Origin of the sequence: Neptuniibacter caesariensis (assembly GCF_000153345.1) — a bacterium.
Classification (GTDB): Bacteria; Pseudomonadota; Gammaproteobacteria; order Pseudomonadales; family Balneatricaceae; genus Neptuniibacter; species Neptuniibacter caesariensis.
Genome location: NZ_CH724127.1, coordinates 411528 through 430357 on the forward strand (window position 1 = coordinate 411528; position 18830 = coordinate 430357).

General features: G+C 46.1%; 16 protein-coding genes. 12 read left to right on the forward strand and 4 right to left on the reverse strand.

Annotation, left to right across the window (positions count from 1 at the left end):
* Positions 1-156 precede the first annotated feature (156 nt).
* The 3 genes from MED92_RS15720 to MED92_RS18710 are packed head-to-tail and all read left to right on the forward strand — an operon-like array spanning position 157 to position 4589.
* Positions 157-567: a hypothetical protein gene (locus tag MED92_RS15720; protein ID WP_007022563.1), complete on the forward strand. Its 411-nt coding sequence runs from the start codon at positions 157-159 to the stop codon at positions 565-567.
* Positions 542-1738, forward strand: coding sequence for a porin family protein (locus tag MED92_RS15725; protein WP_007022564.1), 1197 nt, complete (start codon positions 542-544; stop codon positions 1736-1738). Before MED92_RS15720 ends, MED92_RS15725 begins: the two co-directional genes overlap by 26 nt.
* 4 nt (positions 1739-1742) lie before the next feature.
* Positions 1743-4589 (forward strand): bifunctional diguanylate cyclase/phosphodiesterase, encoded by a 2847-nt coding sequence (locus MED92_RS18710; RefSeq protein WP_007022565.1) that lies wholly within the window; start codon positions 1743-1745, stop codon positions 4587-4589.
* Between the two features lie 19 nt (positions 4590-4608).
* Here MED92_RS18710 and MED92_RS15735 read toward each other — a convergent pair whose 3' ends face one another.
* Positions 4609-5004, reverse strand: a complete 396-nt coding sequence (locus MED92_RS15735) for a PA2817 family protein (protein ID WP_007022566.1) — start codon at positions 5002-5004, stop codon at positions 4609-4611.
* Positions 5005-5201: 197 nt separating this feature from the next.
* Between MED92_RS15735 and MED92_RS15740 the strand changes: the two genes are divergently transcribed.
* From MED92_RS15740 to MED92_RS15765, 6 genes are all read left to right on the forward strand, one after another.
* A complete protein-coding gene (locus tag MED92_RS15740; RefSeq protein ID WP_007022567.1) occupies positions 5202-6122 on the forward strand; it encodes an ABC transporter ATP-binding protein in 921 nt (306 codons plus the stop codon).
* An 8-nt stretch (positions 6123-6130) separates the two neighbouring features.
* On the forward strand, positions 6131-6904 hold the full coding sequence (locus tag MED92_RS15745; protein WP_007022568.1) for an ABC transporter permease: 774 nt from the start codon (positions 6131-6133) through the stop codon (positions 6902-6904).
* Complete coding sequence (gene queF, locus MED92_RS15750) at positions 6904-7728, forward strand: NADPH-dependent 7-cyano-7-deazaguanine reductase QueF (protein ID WP_007022569.1); 825 nt, start codon at positions 6904-6906, stop codon at positions 7726-7728. Before MED92_RS15745 ends, queF begins: the two co-directional genes overlap by 1 nt.
* Positions 7729-7736: 8 nt before the next feature.
* Complete coding sequence (locus MED92_RS15755; RefSeq protein ID WP_007022570.1) at positions 7737-8309, forward strand: nitroreductase family protein; 573 nt, start codon at positions 7737-7739, stop codon at positions 8307-8309.
* A complete protein-coding gene (locus tag MED92_RS15760; RefSeq protein ID WP_007022571.1) occupies positions 8299-8766 on the forward strand; it encodes a YiiD C-terminal domain-containing protein in 468 nt (155 codons plus the stop codon). Before MED92_RS15755 ends, MED92_RS15760 begins: the two co-directional genes overlap by 11 nt.
* A gap of 81 nt (positions 8767-8847) precedes the next feature.
* The gene (locus MED92_RS15765) at positions 8848-11064 is read left to right on the forward strand and encodes a heavy metal translocating P-type ATPase (RefSeq protein WP_007022572.1); all 2217 of its coding nucleotides are present in this window, start codon (positions 8848-8850) and stop codon (positions 11062-11064) included.
* Positions 11065-11066: 2 nt separating this feature from the next.
* Here the strand turns inward: MED92_RS15765 and MED92_RS15770 are convergent, their stop codons facing one another.
* Positions 11067-11633, reverse strand: coding sequence for a peptidylprolyl isomerase (locus MED92_RS15770; protein WP_007022573.1), 567 nt, complete (start codon positions 11631-11633; stop codon positions 11067-11069).
* 233 nt (positions 11634-11866) lie between these two features.
* Here MED92_RS15770 and MED92_RS15775 point away from each other — a divergent pair, with 233 nt between their 5' ends.
* Together MED92_RS15775 and MED92_RS15780 are read left to right on the forward strand one after the other, a co-directional pair.
* On the forward strand, positions 11867-12238 hold the full coding sequence (locus MED92_RS15775) for a VOC family protein (RefSeq protein ID WP_007022574.1): 372 nt from the start codon (positions 11867-11869) through the stop codon (positions 12236-12238).
* 142 nt (positions 12239-12380) lie between these two features.
* Entirely contained in the window at positions 12381-14069 is a 1689-nt protein-coding gene (locus MED92_RS15780) for a methyl-accepting chemotaxis protein (protein ID WP_007022575.1), read from the forward strand.
* A gap of 64 nt (positions 14070-14133) precedes the next feature.
* On the opposite strand, the gene MED92_RS15785 is transcribed toward MED92_RS15780, so the two are convergent.
* Positions 14134-16422: a thioredoxin domain-containing protein gene (locus MED92_RS15785; protein ID WP_007022576.1), complete on the reverse strand. Its 2289-nt coding sequence runs from the start codon at positions 16420-16422 to the stop codon at positions 14134-14136.
* Positions 16423-16707: 285 nt separating this feature from the next.
* Positions 16708-17130 (reverse strand): hypothetical protein, encoded by a 423-nt coding sequence (locus tag MED92_RS19100; protein WP_007022578.1) that lies wholly within the window; start codon positions 17128-17130, stop codon positions 16708-16710.
* 207 nt (positions 17131-17337) lie between these two features.
* Here MED92_RS19100 and MED92_RS15795 point away from each other — a divergent pair, with 207 nt between their 5' ends.
* Positions 17338-18756, forward strand: a complete 1419-nt coding sequence (locus tag MED92_RS15795; protein ID WP_007022579.1) for an aminotransferase-like domain-containing protein — start codon at positions 17338-17340, stop codon at positions 18754-18756.
* The last annotated feature ends 74 nt before the right edge of the window (positions 18757-18830 follow it).

An 18830-nucleotide genomic window follows, 5' to 3' on the forward strand; every position in this document is an offset into this window, starting at 1 on the left:
CTTTTATACTTCCTTAGTCTAATTAAACATATGTTTTACAGCGTATGTGCTCAGGCTCGTCTAGAATAAAACAATGTTTTGTGACTTTAACTGGGATATCTTTATCGCTGGTGGGTCATACTCGTTTGTTTCACAGGATGTGGTTGGCTGCATTATATGATCAGAGTTCTGGTTCTATTGCTGTTGTTGTTGCCAAGGACTGCTTTGTCTGAGGTGATCGTCAATTCTGACGTTTCTATAGACAAGGTGAGTCGTCATTACTTGCTCTCTGTCTTTTCTATGCGGGCCCGGACTTGGCCGGATGGTCAGGCTGTTCGTGTTTTTATACTCCCCCCGTATCAACCTCCTCATAAGAAATTTGTGAAGCAGGAGCTGGGGTTATTTCCGTACCAATTAATCAAAATCTGGGACCGGGCGGTGTTTTCAGGCGCCGGGCAATCCCCTATTGTCGTGGCAAATCATCGTGAGATGCTTGAAAGAGTAAAATCGACAGCGGGAGCAATTGGCTATATTCAGGATCCGAAATTCCAGGGAGGGGATGATGTTAAAGTCTTACAAGTGGACTAGGCGCACTGCCTCGATCATCTTTTTGCTTTATCTCTCGAACCCCGTTGTTGCGGGTGATAATTATGAAGTGAATGGCTTTGTCACCCAGGGCTACTTTTATACAGATAACAATAACTTTTACGGGGATAGTCAGAACGGTAGTTTTGATTTTCGGGAATTGGGGATCAATGGTGCCTGGAATCTTAAAGACGATCTTCTGTTAAGTGGGCAGGCGGTTTCGCGTCTTGCGGGTGGTGTTGATGATGGCGATCCCGTGATTGACTACCTTCTTTTGGATTACCGCTTTTTTGAGGATCAAAACGGGAGTGCAGGTATCAGCTTTGGGCGAAACAAAAATCCCTTCGGTTTGTACAATAAAACCCGTGATGTCTCATTTACCCGGCCATCTATTGTCCTTCCGCAATCGTTGTATTTTGATAAAGCGCGTAATTTAGAGCTTTCATCAGATGGTATACGCCTATATGGCAGAAAGTTCTTTGATAGTGGGGTTTGGGATAGCGAACTGGTTGCTGGTATTCCCCGCAAAGATAAGAATATTGAGTTTGCTTATCTCAATCGAGACTGGGATGGGGAGTTTAGTTCCAGTAAGGGCTATCTTTTCCGTACAGAATACCGACCTCATGACTATAGTTGGGTTGCAGGGCTGAACTACGGGAATTTCTATTTCGATTTTGATGGGCCGGATTCACCTGCACCAGGGGCACCAGGGGATGGTGATGTTGATATAGGTATCCTCGCATTTTCTCTGCAGTACAACCTTCAGCACTGGAGTTTCACGAGTGAATATATGCGTCAGTCCATTAGCTGGGGAAGCCTGGGTGGTTTGTATGCTTTACAGCCAAAAAATGTGAGTGAATCTTATTACGTGCAGGCGGAACGCAGAATTAATGATCAGCTCAGTCTCTTTATACGCCGAGATATACTATACATAGATAAGAATGATCGTGACGGAAAGAGAGCGGAAGCACTGTCAGGTCGGCCGGCGCATAGCCAGTATGCCTTTGACTGGACTCTGGGTGTGGGGTGGCGCCCGGCCAAGAACTGGTTGGTCAGAGCTGAGTGGCACAGGATTGAAGGAACAGGCTGGTTAGCTGTTCAGGACAATCCGGTGGCTTCCGATACAGAAGAAGACTGGGATATGCTGTCACTGCAGGCCACTTACAGGTTCTGAACGAATGCAGACATCTAAGGAAAGATCTTTTTTTAGTTTACGTTGGAAGGTTTTTATAAACCTGATGCTTGTGTTGGCTGTAGTTCATTTGGGCTATGGCTTTTACTCCTATTACCAGCTAACTAAGCGGGTTGAGCAGGAAAGGGGGCAGGCAGCAGAGAGAGATCTGGCTATCCTGGAGGGGCTGGTTGATTCCTCTTACGATCGTTTAGTCGAAGTCGCTGAGATCATTCCTAAGTTTGTAGAGGAGATGAAAGGAAAATCTGTCACCGCTGAAGATTATGTCGCGGCATTAGATGATTTCTTTCCGGGCTTTCTGCTGAATGGTTCTCTTGATGCGGTGTATCTTTATGACAGTTTTGGCGGTGCCTACAACAAGTTAGGCATCAAGATACAACTGCCGGTCAATGTTATTTCAGGTGTTCTCGATGCTGAAGAGCCTGTTCGCTACTTTCATTGCCGTGAGGACTGCCTGCGTTTCGTCGCCGTACCTGTAAGACTAGGTGAAGAGAGTATCGGTGTATTGGTAGTAGGCCGCGCACTGCATGACATTATTCTCGATTTTAAGAGTCAGAGTGGTCGTGACATTGGATTGGCAGTTCAACCACGTGGCACCCCCAATTCTGCGCGATTGTGGAAGTTGGACCTAAAATACCTTACCCAGAAGACCGAAAATATTACCCTGCTTAATAAGTTAGTGAACCAGTTCAATATTCCGGCTGAGGGCGGGATTTTTGAGCTGGATAATAATGGACGGAGCTATCAGATCGTTTTAGAACCGCCCCAGGGCGCTGAGGCTGAACGGGCTTATTGGATACTGATTGATGAAAATACCAAGCGTTATGAAGAAGCGCGCCAGGATCTATTACATGAGTTGTTTATTTCCGGCGTCGGCTTATTGATTGCAGCTATCGCTCAGCTTGCGTTTTTACGGGCTCCATTCCGGACGATTTCAGATGTCTCTGAAGCACTGCCATTGCTTGCCAATAGCGCGTTTGAAGAGATAAGAAAGCGCCTGGGTATTAACAACCGTTCGGGCTTTTTTGAAGATGAACTGGATCTTTTAAAAAGTAGTACGGTTGATCTCTCTTATAAGCTGGAAAGGCTTGAAACCTCTTTGCTGGAAAGGGCACAAAACCTAACGGAGCGTTCGGTTCAGTTAGAAGCAGAAAGGGATCTGGTGACCAGTTTGCTGGATACTGCTGAGGCTATCATTATCACCCAGGATGATAACGGTCGTGTTGAAACACTCAATCGCTTCGGTCAGCAGGTTCTGGGGATTAGTGAATCTGAAGCCAAGATGATGGGATTTCTGGAGCTGAACCATGAAACTGGATCGCTACCTCAGCATAGGCAGTTGCTGGCTCATCTGATTGAGCGCAAAGAGCATAAAGTTCAGATGGAGGCATCGATACGTTCCAGTAACGGGCAGATGTTGCAGATTTCCTGGTTGCATTCCGTTTTGAGCGTCCCCGGTGGCGATATCAGGGTTCTGACAATCGGTCTGGATCTGACCGAGCGAATGCATGCTGAAAAACGCCTGGTCTGGATGGCTAATCATGATCCGTTAACCGCTTTACCCAACCGTTTACTGTTTACTGAAAAGGTTGATGAGGCGATCAAACGCTATCAGGAAAAGAACGGTATTCTGGCTATCTTGTTCTGCGACCTGGATTCATTTAAAGACGTGAATGACTCTTTAGGTCACCCGGTAGGGGATGAGCTATTGCAGCAAGCGGCAGAACGTATCCAAAACATCATCTGCAATGATGGGGTATTAGCTCGCTTAGGGGGAGATGAATTTACGGTTCTGCTGGAGGGGCGGGCGAATATTCGAGAAATTGAGAATGTTGCGCAGCATATTATCAGGGCCTTCAGGCAGTCGTTCTTTATTGATGGTTACGAGATTTTCAGTACGATCAGTATCGGGATCTCACTGCATCCGGACCATGGCGATAATGTCACGAGTCTGATCCAGCATGCTGATGTAGCGATGTTTGACGCTAAAGAGAGCGGTAAAAATCAACTACGCTTTTACCATGATGAACAGGGCAGCCAGCGCTATGAACGCTTTTCTTTGGTGAATGACCTGCGGCGGGCATTGGAAAAAGATGAATTCCGAATATTCTACCAACCGCAGATCGATACCCGAACGGGTAATGTCATGGGGGTTGAGGCGCTGCTGCGCTGGCAACACTCTGAGGCGGGGATGATCTCTCCGGCAAAATTTATCCCGCTTGCCGAGGAGCAGGGGTTGATTGTGCCTATAGGGGAGTGGGTGCTACGTGAGTCATGCCGGATGGGTAAAATCTGGCATGATCAGGGTATGGATTTCCGCATCGGGGTGAACATCGCCGGACAGCAGATTATGCACGAGAGTCTAATGGGGACGGTTCAGACAGCATTGGATGAATCAGGAATCAGGCCGCACTTATTGGATCTTGAGGTAACAGAGAACTTCCTGTTAAAGCAGCCGGAGATCACCATTCCTAAACTGCATAAGTTCAGGGAGATGGGGCTTTCGTTGTCGATGGATGATTTTGGTACCGGGTTCTCTTCACTCAGTTACTTAAAAAAACTGCCCATCAATACGCTAAAAATTGATCAAAGCTTTGTGCGAGATATTGGATCTGATCCGGAAGGCGAAGCGATTGTTAAGGCTATCATTGTGTTGGCGAAAAGTTTGGGCCTTGAGGCATTGGCCGAAGGTGTTGAGACAAGTGAGCAGCTCTCGTATCTAAGAACCCATGGGTGCCATTTGATACAAGGCTATTACTTTAGCCGCCCATTGCCAGCAGAAGAGCTGCCCGATTTTGTTATGAATCAGGCAGTTGAGATCTCATTCGAGTGATGACTTCGTAAAGGGCGGTTTAATTCTGGCCGAACAGGCCTGCTCTTTTATTGATGTAATCGAACTCTTCGCCTTTGTCTTCGGCTTCAAAACGCATTTCGTCGAGACGCTGAAATTTGGCAATCTCATCATCAGTCATGTTATGCAGGTTATTACCGCCAAAGTACCAAAGCAGATCGCGGGCGATCAAATGGGCGAGCTCCGGGTAACGGCGAAAGGCCTTGTCGATAAAGTCCTGGCCATGATCGTGGACACCGGGTTTGGATTCTGTAAATGCTTCAATCAACTCCTTAAATTCCTCAATGAAGTCGAGATCATCCTGAACCAGTTCTTCAGACTTGAACGGTTCACGATTAATGAAATTGTTGTAAGCAATTTTTAAGAAATTCAGGTGGTGAATTTGGTAAGATGTCATTCCTGTCTCCCGGTTAACTGGAGGCACATTTTATAAGCTGAATCCAAAAGCAGCCAGTAGTATTAAAACTATCTGTATCTTCATAAAGATAGCTTGAAAAAATCACATTTGTCCGCAAGTTAGATCTGCTGAAAAACTCTTTTCGGCGGGATGAGTTGCAGCCCAGTGTTTTCTTTGTAAATACCCAGGATAAAGGCATGACCTTAGCGTTATCAGTTAAAAACTTGCGGAAAACTTACGGTAATGGATTTGAGGCATTAAAAGATATCTCTTTTGATGTTGAGGAAGGCGATTTTTTTGCCCTACTGGGTCCAAATGGGGCCGGCAAGTCAACCACCCTCGGCATTGTCTCTTCTCTAGTCAATAAAAGTGCGGGTGAAGTATCGGTTTTTAATCATGACCTTGATACCGAGAAAACCAAGGCAAAAATGCACCTTGGGGTGGTGCCTCAAGAGTTTAATTTCAACATGTTTGAGAATGTAAAAGACATTCTGGTCACTCAGGCGGGTTATTACGGGATCAGTAAAGGGGTGGCAAATGAACGTGCGGATTATTACTTGAAACAACTGGGTTTATGGGAAAAAAGAAACGGAGCCGCGCGAATGCTTTCGGGTGGAATGAAGCGCCGTTTAATGATCGCTCGTGCACTGATGCATGATCCCAAACTGCTGATTCTTGATGAGCCGACAGCCGGTGTTGATATTGAACTGAGACGATCCATGTGGGATTTCCTACAGGAGATCAATCGCGCCGGGACCACGATCATTCTGACCACCCATTATCTGGAAGAGGCAGAAAGCCTGTGCAGAAATATTGCCATTATTGATCATGGCAAGATTGTTCAGAATACCAGTATGCGTGCGCTACTGGAGCAATTGAATATAGAAACGGTTGTATTAGATCTTGATAGTGAATTAGAAGCTGCGCCCAAGCTGGAAGGATACGTGACCCGTTTAGTTGGGGGCGGATCTGTTGAGGTTGATGTCGCAAGAGAGCAGGGTTTGAATTCGGTCTTTAGCCAGTTAGAGGGGCTGGGACTTGAGGTTAAGAGTATGCGGAACAAATCAAACCGCCTGGAAGAGCTGTTTGTTTCCCTTGTAGAAAAAAATCTGGATTAGGAACGATCATGACCGTTAATAGTATTCTTGTTGCTTTCTGGACTATTGTTCGTCGGGAAATACGCCGCTTTACGCGAATTTGGGCTCAGACGCTGCTGCCGCCGGCCATTACAATGACCTTGTATTTCATCATTTTTGGCAACCTGATTGGCAGTCGAATTGGTGAGATGGGTGGCTTTGACTACATGGAGTATATCGTTCCCGGACTGATTATGATGTCAGTGATCACTAACTCCTATAGTAATGTTGTTTCTTCGTTTTATAGCACCAAGTTTCAGCGCAACATTGAGGAGTTGTTGGTATCGCCTACACCGAACTGGGTCATACTCAGCGGTTTTGTTATCGGTGGAGTTGCTCGTGGTTTAGGGGTTGGCTTGATCGTGACGATGCTGTCGCTGTTCTTTACTGATCTGCAGGTGCAAAACCCTCTGGTGACCATTGCGGTGGTTTTTCTGACTTCAGTGCTGTTCGCGCTTGGCGGTTTTATTAATGCAGTGTTTGCTAATTCGTTTGATGACATCAGCATTATTCCAACCTTTGTACTGACACCGCTGACTTACCTGGGTGGTGTGTTCTACTCTATCCAGTTGTTACCTGAGTTCTGGCAGGGCGTGTCGCAGCTGAACCCGATTCTCTATATGGTGAATACCTTCCGATACGGTATTCTGGGGGTGAGTGATATTAATGTGGGCTTTGCCTTTGCTATCATAGTCCTGTTTATTACGGTGTTGTTTTCTTACGCACTCTATCTGCTACAAAACGGTAAAGGTATCCGCAGCTAATGAAAGAGCATGAAGTAATTACTAACTCCCCGTTAGGTCAGGGTACTGAATACGTTAATAGCTATGATCCAGGCCTTCTGTATCCTATTGCCAGAGATATTAACTGGGCTGAACAGGGTGTTCTGCGTAAGGAACTGCCTTTTCAGGGTGTGGATATCTGGAATGCGTACGAGCTTTCCTGGCTGAACCTGCGCGGTAAGCCTGAAGTACGCCTAGCTGAGTTTAGAATCTTTGCTGATTCAGAAAATATCATCGAATCCAAGTCTTTTAAGCTGTACCTGAACTCTTTCAACCTGAGCAAGTTTGACAGTGAGGAAGAGGTTAAGGAGCGCCTGATTAGCGATCTGTCCAAGGCGGCTAATGGGCGGGTCGATGTACGAATTTATCATCCGGATCAGGCGCCGGAGTTTGGTCAGTTTACCGGTTTCTGTATAGATAATCAGGATGTAGAGATTACTCAGTATTCGCCGGAACCTGCGTTGCTGACAACAGGCGAAGATCAGGTTGAAGAGGTGCTATACAGCCATCTGCTTAAATCTAACTGTCCGGTGACCGGGCAGCCAGATTGGGCAACGCTCGGCATTAGTTATCGTGGTAAAGAGATTGACCGTGAAGGGCTGTTGAAATATATCATTTCATACCGTGAGCATGGAGATTTCCATGAGCAGTGTGTAGAAAATATTTTTATGCATATTTGGGAGTGCTGCCAGCCTGAGTCTCTTAATGTGTACGCACGTTATGTGCGTCGTGGAGGGTTAGACATCAATCCTTTCCGCAGTAGTGATTGTGATGATATCGATAATCTTCGCCTGAGCAGACAGTAAGGATCCCCATGCAAGCAATAGAACTGTTACATAATCGTGTTTCCTGCCCAGTGCTTGTAGAGCCAGGCCCAACCGATACCCAATTGGAGAGTATTTTTCAGGCCGCTATGCGTGCACCTGATCATGGTGCGATCAGACCGTGGCGCTTTCTAACGGTGTCAGGGGAGGCTCGTAATAACCTGGGTGAGCTATTTTTAAAGGCTTCTCTTCAGGATAACCCTGATCTGCCTGAGGATCGTCAGGATAAAGTTCGTAATATGCCTATGCGCTCGCCTACTTTAATTGTGGTGATCGCTTCTACTCAGGAACACCCTAAAGTACCTGTGCTTGAGCAAGAGGTTGCCGCAGGTTGTGCGGCTCAGAATATCCTTCATGCGGCACATGCGATGGGTTTGGGAGCGATGTGGAGAACGGGGGATATGGCGTATCATTCCGTTGTACGAGAGGGGTTAGGTTTAGCTGCTAATGAGACCCTGATCGGTTACATCTACTTGGGAACGCCTAAGAAGCTTAAGAAAGTTCCACTTCATAATACGGAAGATTATGTTCAGACATGGACAGGAGAGAAGCGTGACGGATAAGCAAAAGACCGCAGATGAATTTCTGGAATGGCTTAAAGGTCAGATCCCACTCATTAACCATATGGGCTTTCTGCCATTGGAGTGGGATGGCCAACAGCTTAAGATGTCGGCTGAGCTGGAACCTAATGTAAATGATAAAGGCACAGGTTTTGGCGGTTCTTTGGCAACAGTGGCGACACTCTGCGGTTGGAGTATTGTGACGCTCTATCTGAGGGAGCAGGGCCGTAATGATGATGTTGTCATCAGAGATAGCCATCTAGAGTATTTTCTACCGGTGACTTCTGATTTCACCGCAGCCACTTCACTGCCAGAACGCAATGTTTTGCAGCAGTTTGATGAAAAAATGGATGCAAAAGGGCGTGCCCGGATGGATCTGGTCATCGAAATCCTTCAACAGGATAAAGTTGCGCTACGTCTTACCGGCAGCTACGTTGCGCTGGAAAAAAAGCCTCGCTAATTCCTTTCTGATTTCCGCTTGACCCTGAAGTTTACTTCAGGGTTTATTCTATAGATAAATCCCATCATTTTAGGTGCAAAAATGGTCTATCGTTTATCTCTGCAGGGTGTTAAATGCGCAGGTTGTGTCCGGTCTCTGGAGAAAGGTTTAAAACAATCTGATTGCATCGACGATTATTCGGTAAATTTTGCCGACCGCAGTCTGACGGTATCTTCCGAAACCGATGTGTCTGATGTTATTAGCGCGGTTGAGGCAGCTGGATATGGAGCGGTTCCGCTGGATGATAATGATGGTTTAGAGCAGGCCGAAGCCGCGGAATTGGCCCATTATCATCTGACGATTAAGCGTAGCCTTATAGCGCTGGGCTTTGGTTTCCTTTTGATGGTGCAGGGCTGGCTGGGATTTATGCCTGATCTGACCTTAGGGACTGGTTTACTTCAAGGTGCTGTCATTGGCCTGCTTACCCTTGCCATCATGTGGTTTTGTGCGGGTCACATCTACAAAGGTGCTTTGCAGTCTATTCAGCGTAGAAGTTTCAACATGGATACGCTGATAGGATTGGGTACTGGGGCTGCATGGGTTTACTCAACAGGTCTTATTATCTATGTCTTGGCGGGTGGACAACTGATCGAACAAGCCAGTCATCTATATTACGAAGCTTCAGTGATGATTCTCGGTTTTATTCTTCTTGGTCAGGCGCTGGAGGCGCGCGCGAGAAAGAACACGGGCGAGGCGATTCGCAGTCTGATGAATCTTCAGCCTGCTACAGCAATTCGCTTAAGAGAGGGTGAAGAGAAGGAAGTCCCGGTAGCACTATTGGCTCCGGGTGATCAGGTAAGAATTCGACCTGGTGAGAGTGTCCCAGTCGATGGGGTCGTGTTAACTGGGGAAAGCCATGTTGATGAATCGATGCTCACCGGAGAGTCTCTGCCTATTCATAAGCAGGCAGATGATCAATTGGTCGGGGGCACGATTAATGGCTCTGGTAGTTTGGTCATGCAGGTCGAACAGATCGGTGCTCAAACGGTTTTGGCTAAAATTATTGAATCGGTTCGGGATGCGCAGAACTGCAAACCGGAATTGGGCAAGTTGGCTGACAGAATTGCCGCGGTATTTGTCCCTGTGGTAATGGTTATTGCTCTGGTGACGGCATTAGTTTGGTGGGCGTTCGGGCCAGAGCCTCAGCTTACCTATTCCGTCATTACAATGATGACAGTGCTTATCATCGCTTGCCCTTGTGCGCTGGGTTTAGCTACACCGATGTCGGTTATGGTTTCAGTAGGAAGAGCGGCGAAGCAAGGCATTCTTATCCGTAATGCAGATGCTTTGCAGCAGGCAGAGAAAGTCACTACCGTATTGCTCGATAAAACGGGAACGGTGACGCAGGGTAAGCCTACTGTTGAAAAAGTCGAATTCTTTATTAGCGAAGATGAGCAGGAGCACATTATTCAGGAGCTGCTCTCGGTCGAGAGTCTTTCACAGCATCCACTGGCCAGGGCTATCTGTGATTCGTATGTGATGAAACAGCAATTTGAAGTCGAGCAGTTTCAAGAGTTGCCCGGTTTAGGTGTTATCGCTGTTCTTCAGGGAAATGACTGGTTCGTAGGTAATCAGCAACTAATGCTAGAGCAGAACGTGGATATATCTCCATTTGTTTCAGCGGCCGATGATTTGAGCCAGCAGGCGATGACGCCTGTGTATGTGAGCCGTAATGGTTCTGTTTGTGCGTTGGTAGGTATTGCAGACCCTGTGAAAGAGGATTCGCTTATCGCAATTAATGAAATGAAGGAAGCAGGTCTGCGTGTCATTTTATTATCAGGCGATAACCAGAAAACAGCTCAGATTATTGGTGACAGGGTCAACGTTGATCGTGTCATAGCAGAGGTGAAGCCTGAGGATAAGCGTCAGGTTGTCGCCGATCTGCAGAGTGAAGGTCATGTCGTTGCAATGGTCGGTGATGGTATCAATGATGCGCCTGCACTGGCTCAGGCCGATTTGGGGTATGCCATTGGTACGGGCGCTGATGTGGCTATCGCTAGTGCAGATGTAACCCTTATTTCAGGCTCTTTGCGGGGGGTTAATAAAGCAATGAGCCTTTCCAAGCATACGGTGAGAAATATTCGCCAGAATCTGTTTGGCGCATTTATCTATAACAGCCTTGCTATTCCTGTCGCGGCGGGGCTGTTGTTCCCAGTGTTTGGTGTGCTGCTAAACCCAGCCATAGCCGGGGCGGCTATGGCTATGTCTTCGGTTACCGTGGTAAGTAATGCTAACCGATTGAGAAATGTGAAACTGTAGTCTTATTCAGCTTCGATTCTCTCAATTGACTCGATGATAATGGGGCTTTTAGGTACATCCCTATGTCCTGCTTTTGATCCTGTTGGGGTGCGACTGATCTGAATGACCAGGTCCATCCCGTCAGTTACCTGACCGAATACTGCGTAACCAAAACGATTTCCGCGAGCATCCAGGTTCCGGTTGTTTACCGCATTGATGAAAAACTGCGATGTTGCACTGTGCGGATAATTAGTCCGCGCCATAGCAATCGTTCCCTGTTTGTTGCTTAGCCCATTTCCTGATTCATTTTTTATCGGATCGTGAACATCTTTCTGATTCATATCTTCTGTAAACCCGCCACCCTGAATCATAAATGCCGCGATGGTGCGGTGGAAAATAGTGCCGTCATAAAAATCACTATCCACATATTCTAAAAAGTTTTTTACGGTTTCAGGGGCCTGCTCAGGAAAAAGTTCCAGGGTGATATCACCTTTATTGGTTTTCATCAGAACTTTTGGGTTGCTTTCAGCGAAAGCGTTTCCTGCAAATAATGCCAGACAGAGTGCCAGGCTGGTGAGTGACTTCAACATAATTGTTCCATTAGATCATTAAAGATAATGAATCCAGTTTATTGGAATTGGATAAATGAGGAAATAACTACATCGCGAAAAGTCATTAGACAAAGCAATTGCCTGATATACAATGACTTTTGCTTATTACGAGATACGTTCTATAGTAGTAATTGCAGGGCTCTTTAGTGTCGTTTTGGTTCGGGGTTAGCCAATGCGCAGGCGCTGTTGCTATCTGAACCGATTGGTGGGGTATGTGTTTTTCGATCGAGAAACTTGACCATATCGTAGTGAATACGGCCGATGTAGATAAAAGCCTTCGCTTTTACATTGATGTTTTGGGCTGTGAACTTGTTCGCAAGCTGGACAAGCCCGAATTGTATCAATTAAAGGCGGGCTCATCGCTTATCGACCTAAAGCCTGTCGATCTGCTTGAAAAGTGCAGTAATGTAGATCATTTCTGTCTGCAGATTTCGCCTTTCGAACCAGAAGTGTTGTTGCCCTATTTAGGAAGGAACTCTGTGCCTTATGGCTCAGTAGAAAGGCGAAATGGCGCTTCTGGGTTTGGAAGTTCTGTTTATATAGAAGATCCTGACGGGAATCGTATCGAGTTAAAAGCTGCTTGACCTTTGTCATAGTAAAAGTACAAGGGTCATCGTTTATACTAGAAAAAAGAGTAGTTCAAACTACCAACCATAACTACAAAGCCAGTAAGTCAATAACGTTACATTTCGTGATGTTATGACCAGAGTGGGAGTGCACTTAATAATGGGCAATATGAAGCTGAAGCAGAAGATGCTTCTGTTAACAATCATTCCTTTAGTGGCGGTTCTTGGTGTCGTCATGTTTGTTGCAAATACTCAGTTAAGGGTATTGGGTGAACATCAGATCGAAAAGCTGCGCAGCGAGTTGATGGCAAGTAAGCAGGATTCACTGAAAAGCTATATTGATCTTGCCGTTTCGTCTGTGCAGCATATTTACGACAATGCCGCACCTGGAGATACCGTCGCAGAAGACAAAGCTTTAGAGATAATGACCAATCTGACTTACGGAGAGAAAGGGGATGGTTATATCTTTGTTTATAAATACGATGGTACCAATCTGGCAACGCGCCCTAAACCTCAGTTAAAAGGTAAGAACCTGATGGGGTTGAAGGACACTAACGGTACCTTGATCGTGAAAGAGTTGATTGATTCTGCGAAGAAAGGCGGTGGGTACCTCACTTATGTTTGGACCAAGCCATCTAAAAATGCTGATGTTGATAAGCTGAGTTATGCCGTTGGCATGGATAAGTGGCAATGGATGGTAGGGACTGGTTTCTATATTGATGACATCGATGATCAGGTCGCTGCAGCGACAGAGGTACTGGAAGACGAAATTTCCAATACGATGATGTTCATCCTGATGATTGGCGGTGGCTTTGTTATCGTGTTTGGTTTCCTTGCGGTCATCTTCTCTAATGGTATTGCGAATCCACTGGCAGCTGCAGCTGCAGCCTTGAAAGATATTGGTGAAGGTGAAGGCGATCTGAGTAAACGCCTGGATACTAATGCTAAAGGTGAAGTGGGTGAGTTAGCACATGGCTTTAATGCATTTGCTGAGAAAATCCAGACTCTGATTGTTGAAGTTAAGGGGTCTATTGAGGAGCTTTCGTCAGCGACTGCTCGTATGACAGGGGTAATGGATCATACCCGTCAGGACGTTGATGAGCAGCGCCGAGAGACAGAACAAGTGGCAGCAGCGATTCATGAGATGGCTGCGGCTGTCCAGGAAGTGTCATCAAATGCAACCAATGCGTCCCATTCAGCACAAGCAGCGGATGAATCTGCGATTGGCGGTCAGCGGGTTGTAAATGAAACGATCTCTTCTATTCAGTCGCTTCAGTCAGGAGTGAACAATGCAGCTGGCGTTATTGAGCAGCTGGATAAGGATTCCGAGCATATTGGTACCGTTATTAACGTTATTAAAGAGATTGCGGACCAAACCAACCTTCTGGCACTAAATGCTGCGATTGAGGCTGCTCGTGCCGGCGAGCAAGGGCGTGGGTTCTCGGTCGTTGCTGATGAGGTAAGAACACTGGCTAATCGTACTCAGCAAAGTACGGATGAGATCCAGTCGATGATTGAGAAGCTTCAGAGTGGAGCACGTCAGGCTGTACAGGAGATGGAGCGTAGCCGGGTACAAACAGATGAGACTGTTGAAAAAGCAGGTCATACCGGTGAGCAGCTGAATAATATTACTACGGCTGTGAGTGATATCAGTGGCATGAGTACTCAGATTGCTACAGCGGCTGAGCAGCAGACTTCGGTTGCTGATGAGCTAAGCAGAAGTATTCAACACATTGCTGATATCTCTGAAAGAGCCTCCAGTAATGCTGATCAGCTGTCGAATACGACGTCTGAAATGACCCAGTTAGAGCAGAGGCTGACATCCCTTGTGAACCAATTTAAAGCTTAATGATTTCAGCTTGAATTGCGGTTAGATCTTTTAAAGCGGGCATAAGCCCGCTTTTTATTTGGCTTTATTCCGCCAGGCGGGGGGAAAAGTAGAGTGTTTCCGGGGCAAGGCAAACATTGTTGCCGCATGCTTGAAGCTCTACCTGGATGGGATCAAGTAGGACTGTTGTATTGGTTTGATTAGGTTCAAGGTTAATTTCAGTCTGCCGCTGGTAAACCCACATAGGGGCGCTGGATAGCTGTTGTGTGCTTTTCTTGGGTTTGGGCAGATCAATCTTCTTAGCCCATGATGCCTTAATTTTTAAGCCTTTGAGCTTTTGATCGGCAGATGTCGCTGTCAGATGCCAACCTGGTTCTATATTGAGGGCCAGCTTAAACCCTGTTTCACTTTTTTCCAGTGAAGCGAGTCCAGAGCCTTTGGCAAAACTTTGTATGGAGCCTATAGGGTATTGGGCGGCCAGATGTGCCTTAAGCAAGTGGCTAAATTGCTCGGGGCTTTGTTTCAGTTGGGTAGAAAGAGAGTTAAGTAATTCTTTTGCTAGTTCGGGGTAGCGCAGGTCTTCGCTCACTGTGCTCATGCGTAGGAAGAGTCCATAAGCAAGTGAATGGCCCCCTGGTTTGGCGGAGTCTGTCTGGCTACTTAGATTGAAAGGAGTGAGGTGTTGTTTTTCAGTAAGGAAAAGACGCTTTTTGCTTTGGTCCCAGAACTTATCTACCAGTTCCTGCGTTAGTATTTCTGCACGTTTAAGCCATCTCTTTTCCTGAGTAAGGTCGTACAGATCAAGATTGCTCAGGGCAAACTGAGCGTAATCTTCAAGTGTTCCCCATGCGCCTGTTCGGTTTTTTACACTATCTCTAAGCAAGCCGTGGCTGACTTTATGCTTGCTCCATAGAGCATCCGCCGTTTGCTTAGCGGTAATTAGATGGTCAGGATCATCAAGACATTTGGCTGCAGCACCGAGCATGCTGATGGTGATTGCATTCCATGATGTAATAATTTTTTTGTCGATATGCGGGTGTGGTCGAAGCTTTCTTTGTGTAGCAAGTTTCGCTTTGATGGATTTTAGCAGTTTGATAAAGCGGTGCGTATTGATGCCGTTTTCTAAGATGTATTCCCGGGGCGAGATAGCTGGAGTAAGCGTATAAGGCCCCTCGAATTCACTTTGGTTGTTTAACCCAAAGTATTCGGTGGTCAGGTCGAACTCCTCTTCTGTCAGAGCAGATGCGAGTTCTGATCGGTACCATTGATAATAGGCACCCTCATTTTCTTTATCTCCGGCATCTATGGCCGAATAAAAAAGCATGTTCGGTGCTTGAAGGCTTTGTTCAATAAACTGTAGTGTCGACCTCAGCGTCCTGGAGTATTCAGGGTCCCCGGTGATGGCGTACGCAGAACAATACAGTCGAGCCAGCTGCGCCTGATCATAGAGCATTTTTTCAAAGTGAGGTGTTTGCCATTCAGGATCGATCGTGTAGCGGTGAAATCCTCCATCTAGTTGGTCGTGAATTGCGCCATTCATCATCGCGTTTAGTGTATGGAGGATGGCGTCATATAGGTTGGAATCGGAGTTGAGCAGGGATTGGTAGAGGAGAAATTCAAGAACGGGAGCGTTCGGGAATTTGGAGACGTTTCCAAAGCCACCGTTAAACTCATCGTATTGGCTCATCCAGAAAACTGTTGCTTCCGTTTGGTATTGATTAACAGCTTGTACCTCTGCTTCAGTCTCCCTGTTCATATCAGCAATCTGCTGCTGTACTTCGTTTGCTTTGGCCTGTAGTTTTTGCGGTGTTTTCTGCCATTGCTCTGAGAAATTATTAAGTGTTTCAGCAAGTTGATCAGTGGTTAGGTAGGAGCTGATAAAGAATGGCATACCATCCGGGGTGGCCAGAATTGTTAGGGGCCAGCCCCTCTGGCTTTTTAGAATAGTCGCAGCTTGCATATAGAAACTATCGATCGCAGGATGTTGCTCTCTGTCTATCTTAATGCTAATAAACCTTTCATTTAAAAGGGTTGCGATCGTTTCATTATCGAAGCTCTCTTCTGCCATCACGTGGCACCAATGGCAGGTTGAATAGCCAATTGAAATAAAGACAGGCCGATTTGTTTCTTTAGCTTTCTTTAACGGTTTTGCGGACCAGCTATTCCATTCAATAGGGTTATGGGCGTGTTGGCGAAGGTAAGGTGAAATTTCATTTACCAGCGAATTTGTATAGATAGGTAAGCCGTTGGGATGTTGATACTGAGTTTTTACCGATAGTTCGGGTTGAGCCTCAATGGGGGCTGCGTGGCTTTGAAGGCTCGTGAGGGAAAGCCAAAACAATGTAAGAATAAGTGGCTTACTGAAGTATCCCATCGTGCTTATTCCTTGCGGAGAAGTTCCATGACAATTCGAGAATAGATCGCTATCCTGCCGATGACTTAATCTTGGAATAGAAACACTTGAATGGCAAAACCTAATAAAAAGGGGCCGGTGACTACTGTCGATGTTTACTGCGCTAAGTGCAGAGCTTTGCTTTATAAATATCGTAAGGGGGGGAAGGGGTCTCTAGTCAAATGCTTCAAAGAGAGAATCAGAGAAGATTTTACTCAGACCCCATGTGTATGCCCGCAATGCGGAAGCTTGTTTGCCCGTGAGCAATTAGTCAGAGGAACCCCTGCGTTTAAGTTCATTGGTGGCAAAGTTTTTGCCAAATAAGAAAGAGTTCTGCATGTGTAAGGCGTAGTTTGGTGCCAGGCACTGTAGCTCACCTTCGACTTTATGGACTGATTCATCGCTTCCCGCCGCGGTTAATTGGGTAGAGGCGCGTTCTACCATAGACCTCTTCTCAGAGAGGTTATACGCACCGCCGCGGCAGAGTTCTCGTGCCGTGTGATGCAACATAGTTTCCACATCAATTAATCTGTCTTTTGGCGAGCCTGTATAGCTCAGCTGATAAGTATGCGGTTTTATTTCTTCATAAGAAAAGCCTGAAACGCCGTTAAAAGTGTGATAGCTGCTATCGCACCCGCTTATCAGTGTTGCTCCAAGCAAATAAACGCTGTATTTCCTTAATCTCTTCATCTTTCTTCTCCTTACAGTTTTACTTTGTAATTGATTGATGATTACAGAACTGTTTGTTTAGTGTTCAAATATTCTAAAATACTGTAGAATTGCATTACAGATTTACATTTTTGTTTTGTTTTAATGTACAGATTTAGCAATTAACAGACTGTGATGTGAAAATTGTCTTAATCTGTACTGTTTTTGTCTCTGTGGTGTTTTTTGCATATGAAACTGTACGAGAAAGTTCTCGAAGGCTTGGTTCATCGAATAGATCAGGGTTACTACCAGGTAGGCAGCAAGCTGCCCTCTATTCGGGTATTAAGCCAGGAAAGTCAGGTGAGTATCTCAACGGTTCAGGAAGCTTATCAGCGACTTGAAGAGCAAGGTTATGCGGAAGTTAGGCCTAAATCGGGATATTACGTTAAGCCTAGAGGTGATCTGCCGGATCTGCCTGAAGTGAGCAGGCCCGCGCAGCGTCCGTTAGAGGTTTCCCATTGGGAGCAGGTCTATCACCTGTTGAACAATGCTAAAGGTAATGGCTATGTGGCGTTGGGTACAGCAATGCCAGAGATTGATACACCGACATTAAAACCTTTAATGAAATCGATGACACAGGCCGCGGCTAATGCTTCGGATAGCTTCCTTAACTACAGCGATATTCATGGATCGGAGTTTCTAAGACAGCAGATTGCACGGTTGGCCTTAGCTTCAGGCTGTAAGCTACATCCTGATGAAATTATTATCACAAGTGGATGTCAGGAAGCGTTAGTTTGTAGCTTGAGAGCCGTGACCAAACCGGGTGACATTGTTGCCACGGATTCCCCCAGTTTTTATGGTTCTACCCAAGCGATAAAGGCATTAGGGCTTAAAGCCTTAGAGATCCCCACCCATCCTGAAACAGGTATTAGTATTGAAGCTTTAGAGATGGCTTTAGATCAATGGCCGATCGCTGCAATCCAAGTGACCCCTACTTGTAATAACCCGCTGGGTTATACCATGCCAGAACCACGTAGAAAGGAGCTGCTAAGGTTAGCTCAGCAGTACGACCTCCCTATCATCGAAGATGATATCTATGGTGACCTTTACTACAAATCCCCGAGGCCTCGCACGATTAAGTCATTTGATGAGGAAGGGCGGGTTCTGCTTTGCTCTTCATTTTCAAAAACAATTGCATACGGTTTAAGACTCGGTTGGGTGGCGCCAGGGCAATGTACTGAACGAGTATTGCATAAAAAATTTGTATCGACGGTGAGTAGCCCCCCGGTCCAGCAGCAGGCTGTAGCTGAATTTATTGCTAATGGCTATTACGAGCGTCACCTGAGAAAGATGCGTGCCCAGTATAAAGTCGCAAGGGATATGACTATCGATTTGATTAAGCGCTATTTTCCAGAAGGAACCCGTATCAGCTATCCCGAAGGTGGATATCTACTCTGGGTAGAATTGCCGATCGAAGTTGATACGGTAAAACTGAATAAGTGCCTTGAAGATAGGAAAATCAGCATAGCACCGGGAGTTATTTTTTCAGCTTCAGGAAAGTACCGTAATTTCCTGCGTTTGAATTTTGCGAAAAAACCTGATGAAGAGATTAGGGCAGCGCTGCAGGAGCTTGCGAAACAAGCACTGCTGCTTATGGAGCAAGCCTAGGGAACCTGAGAATAGGTCTCGGACTTGCTCGCAGGCTCCCTAGCTAAAATATGCTTCGGGTTATCTATAGCTGG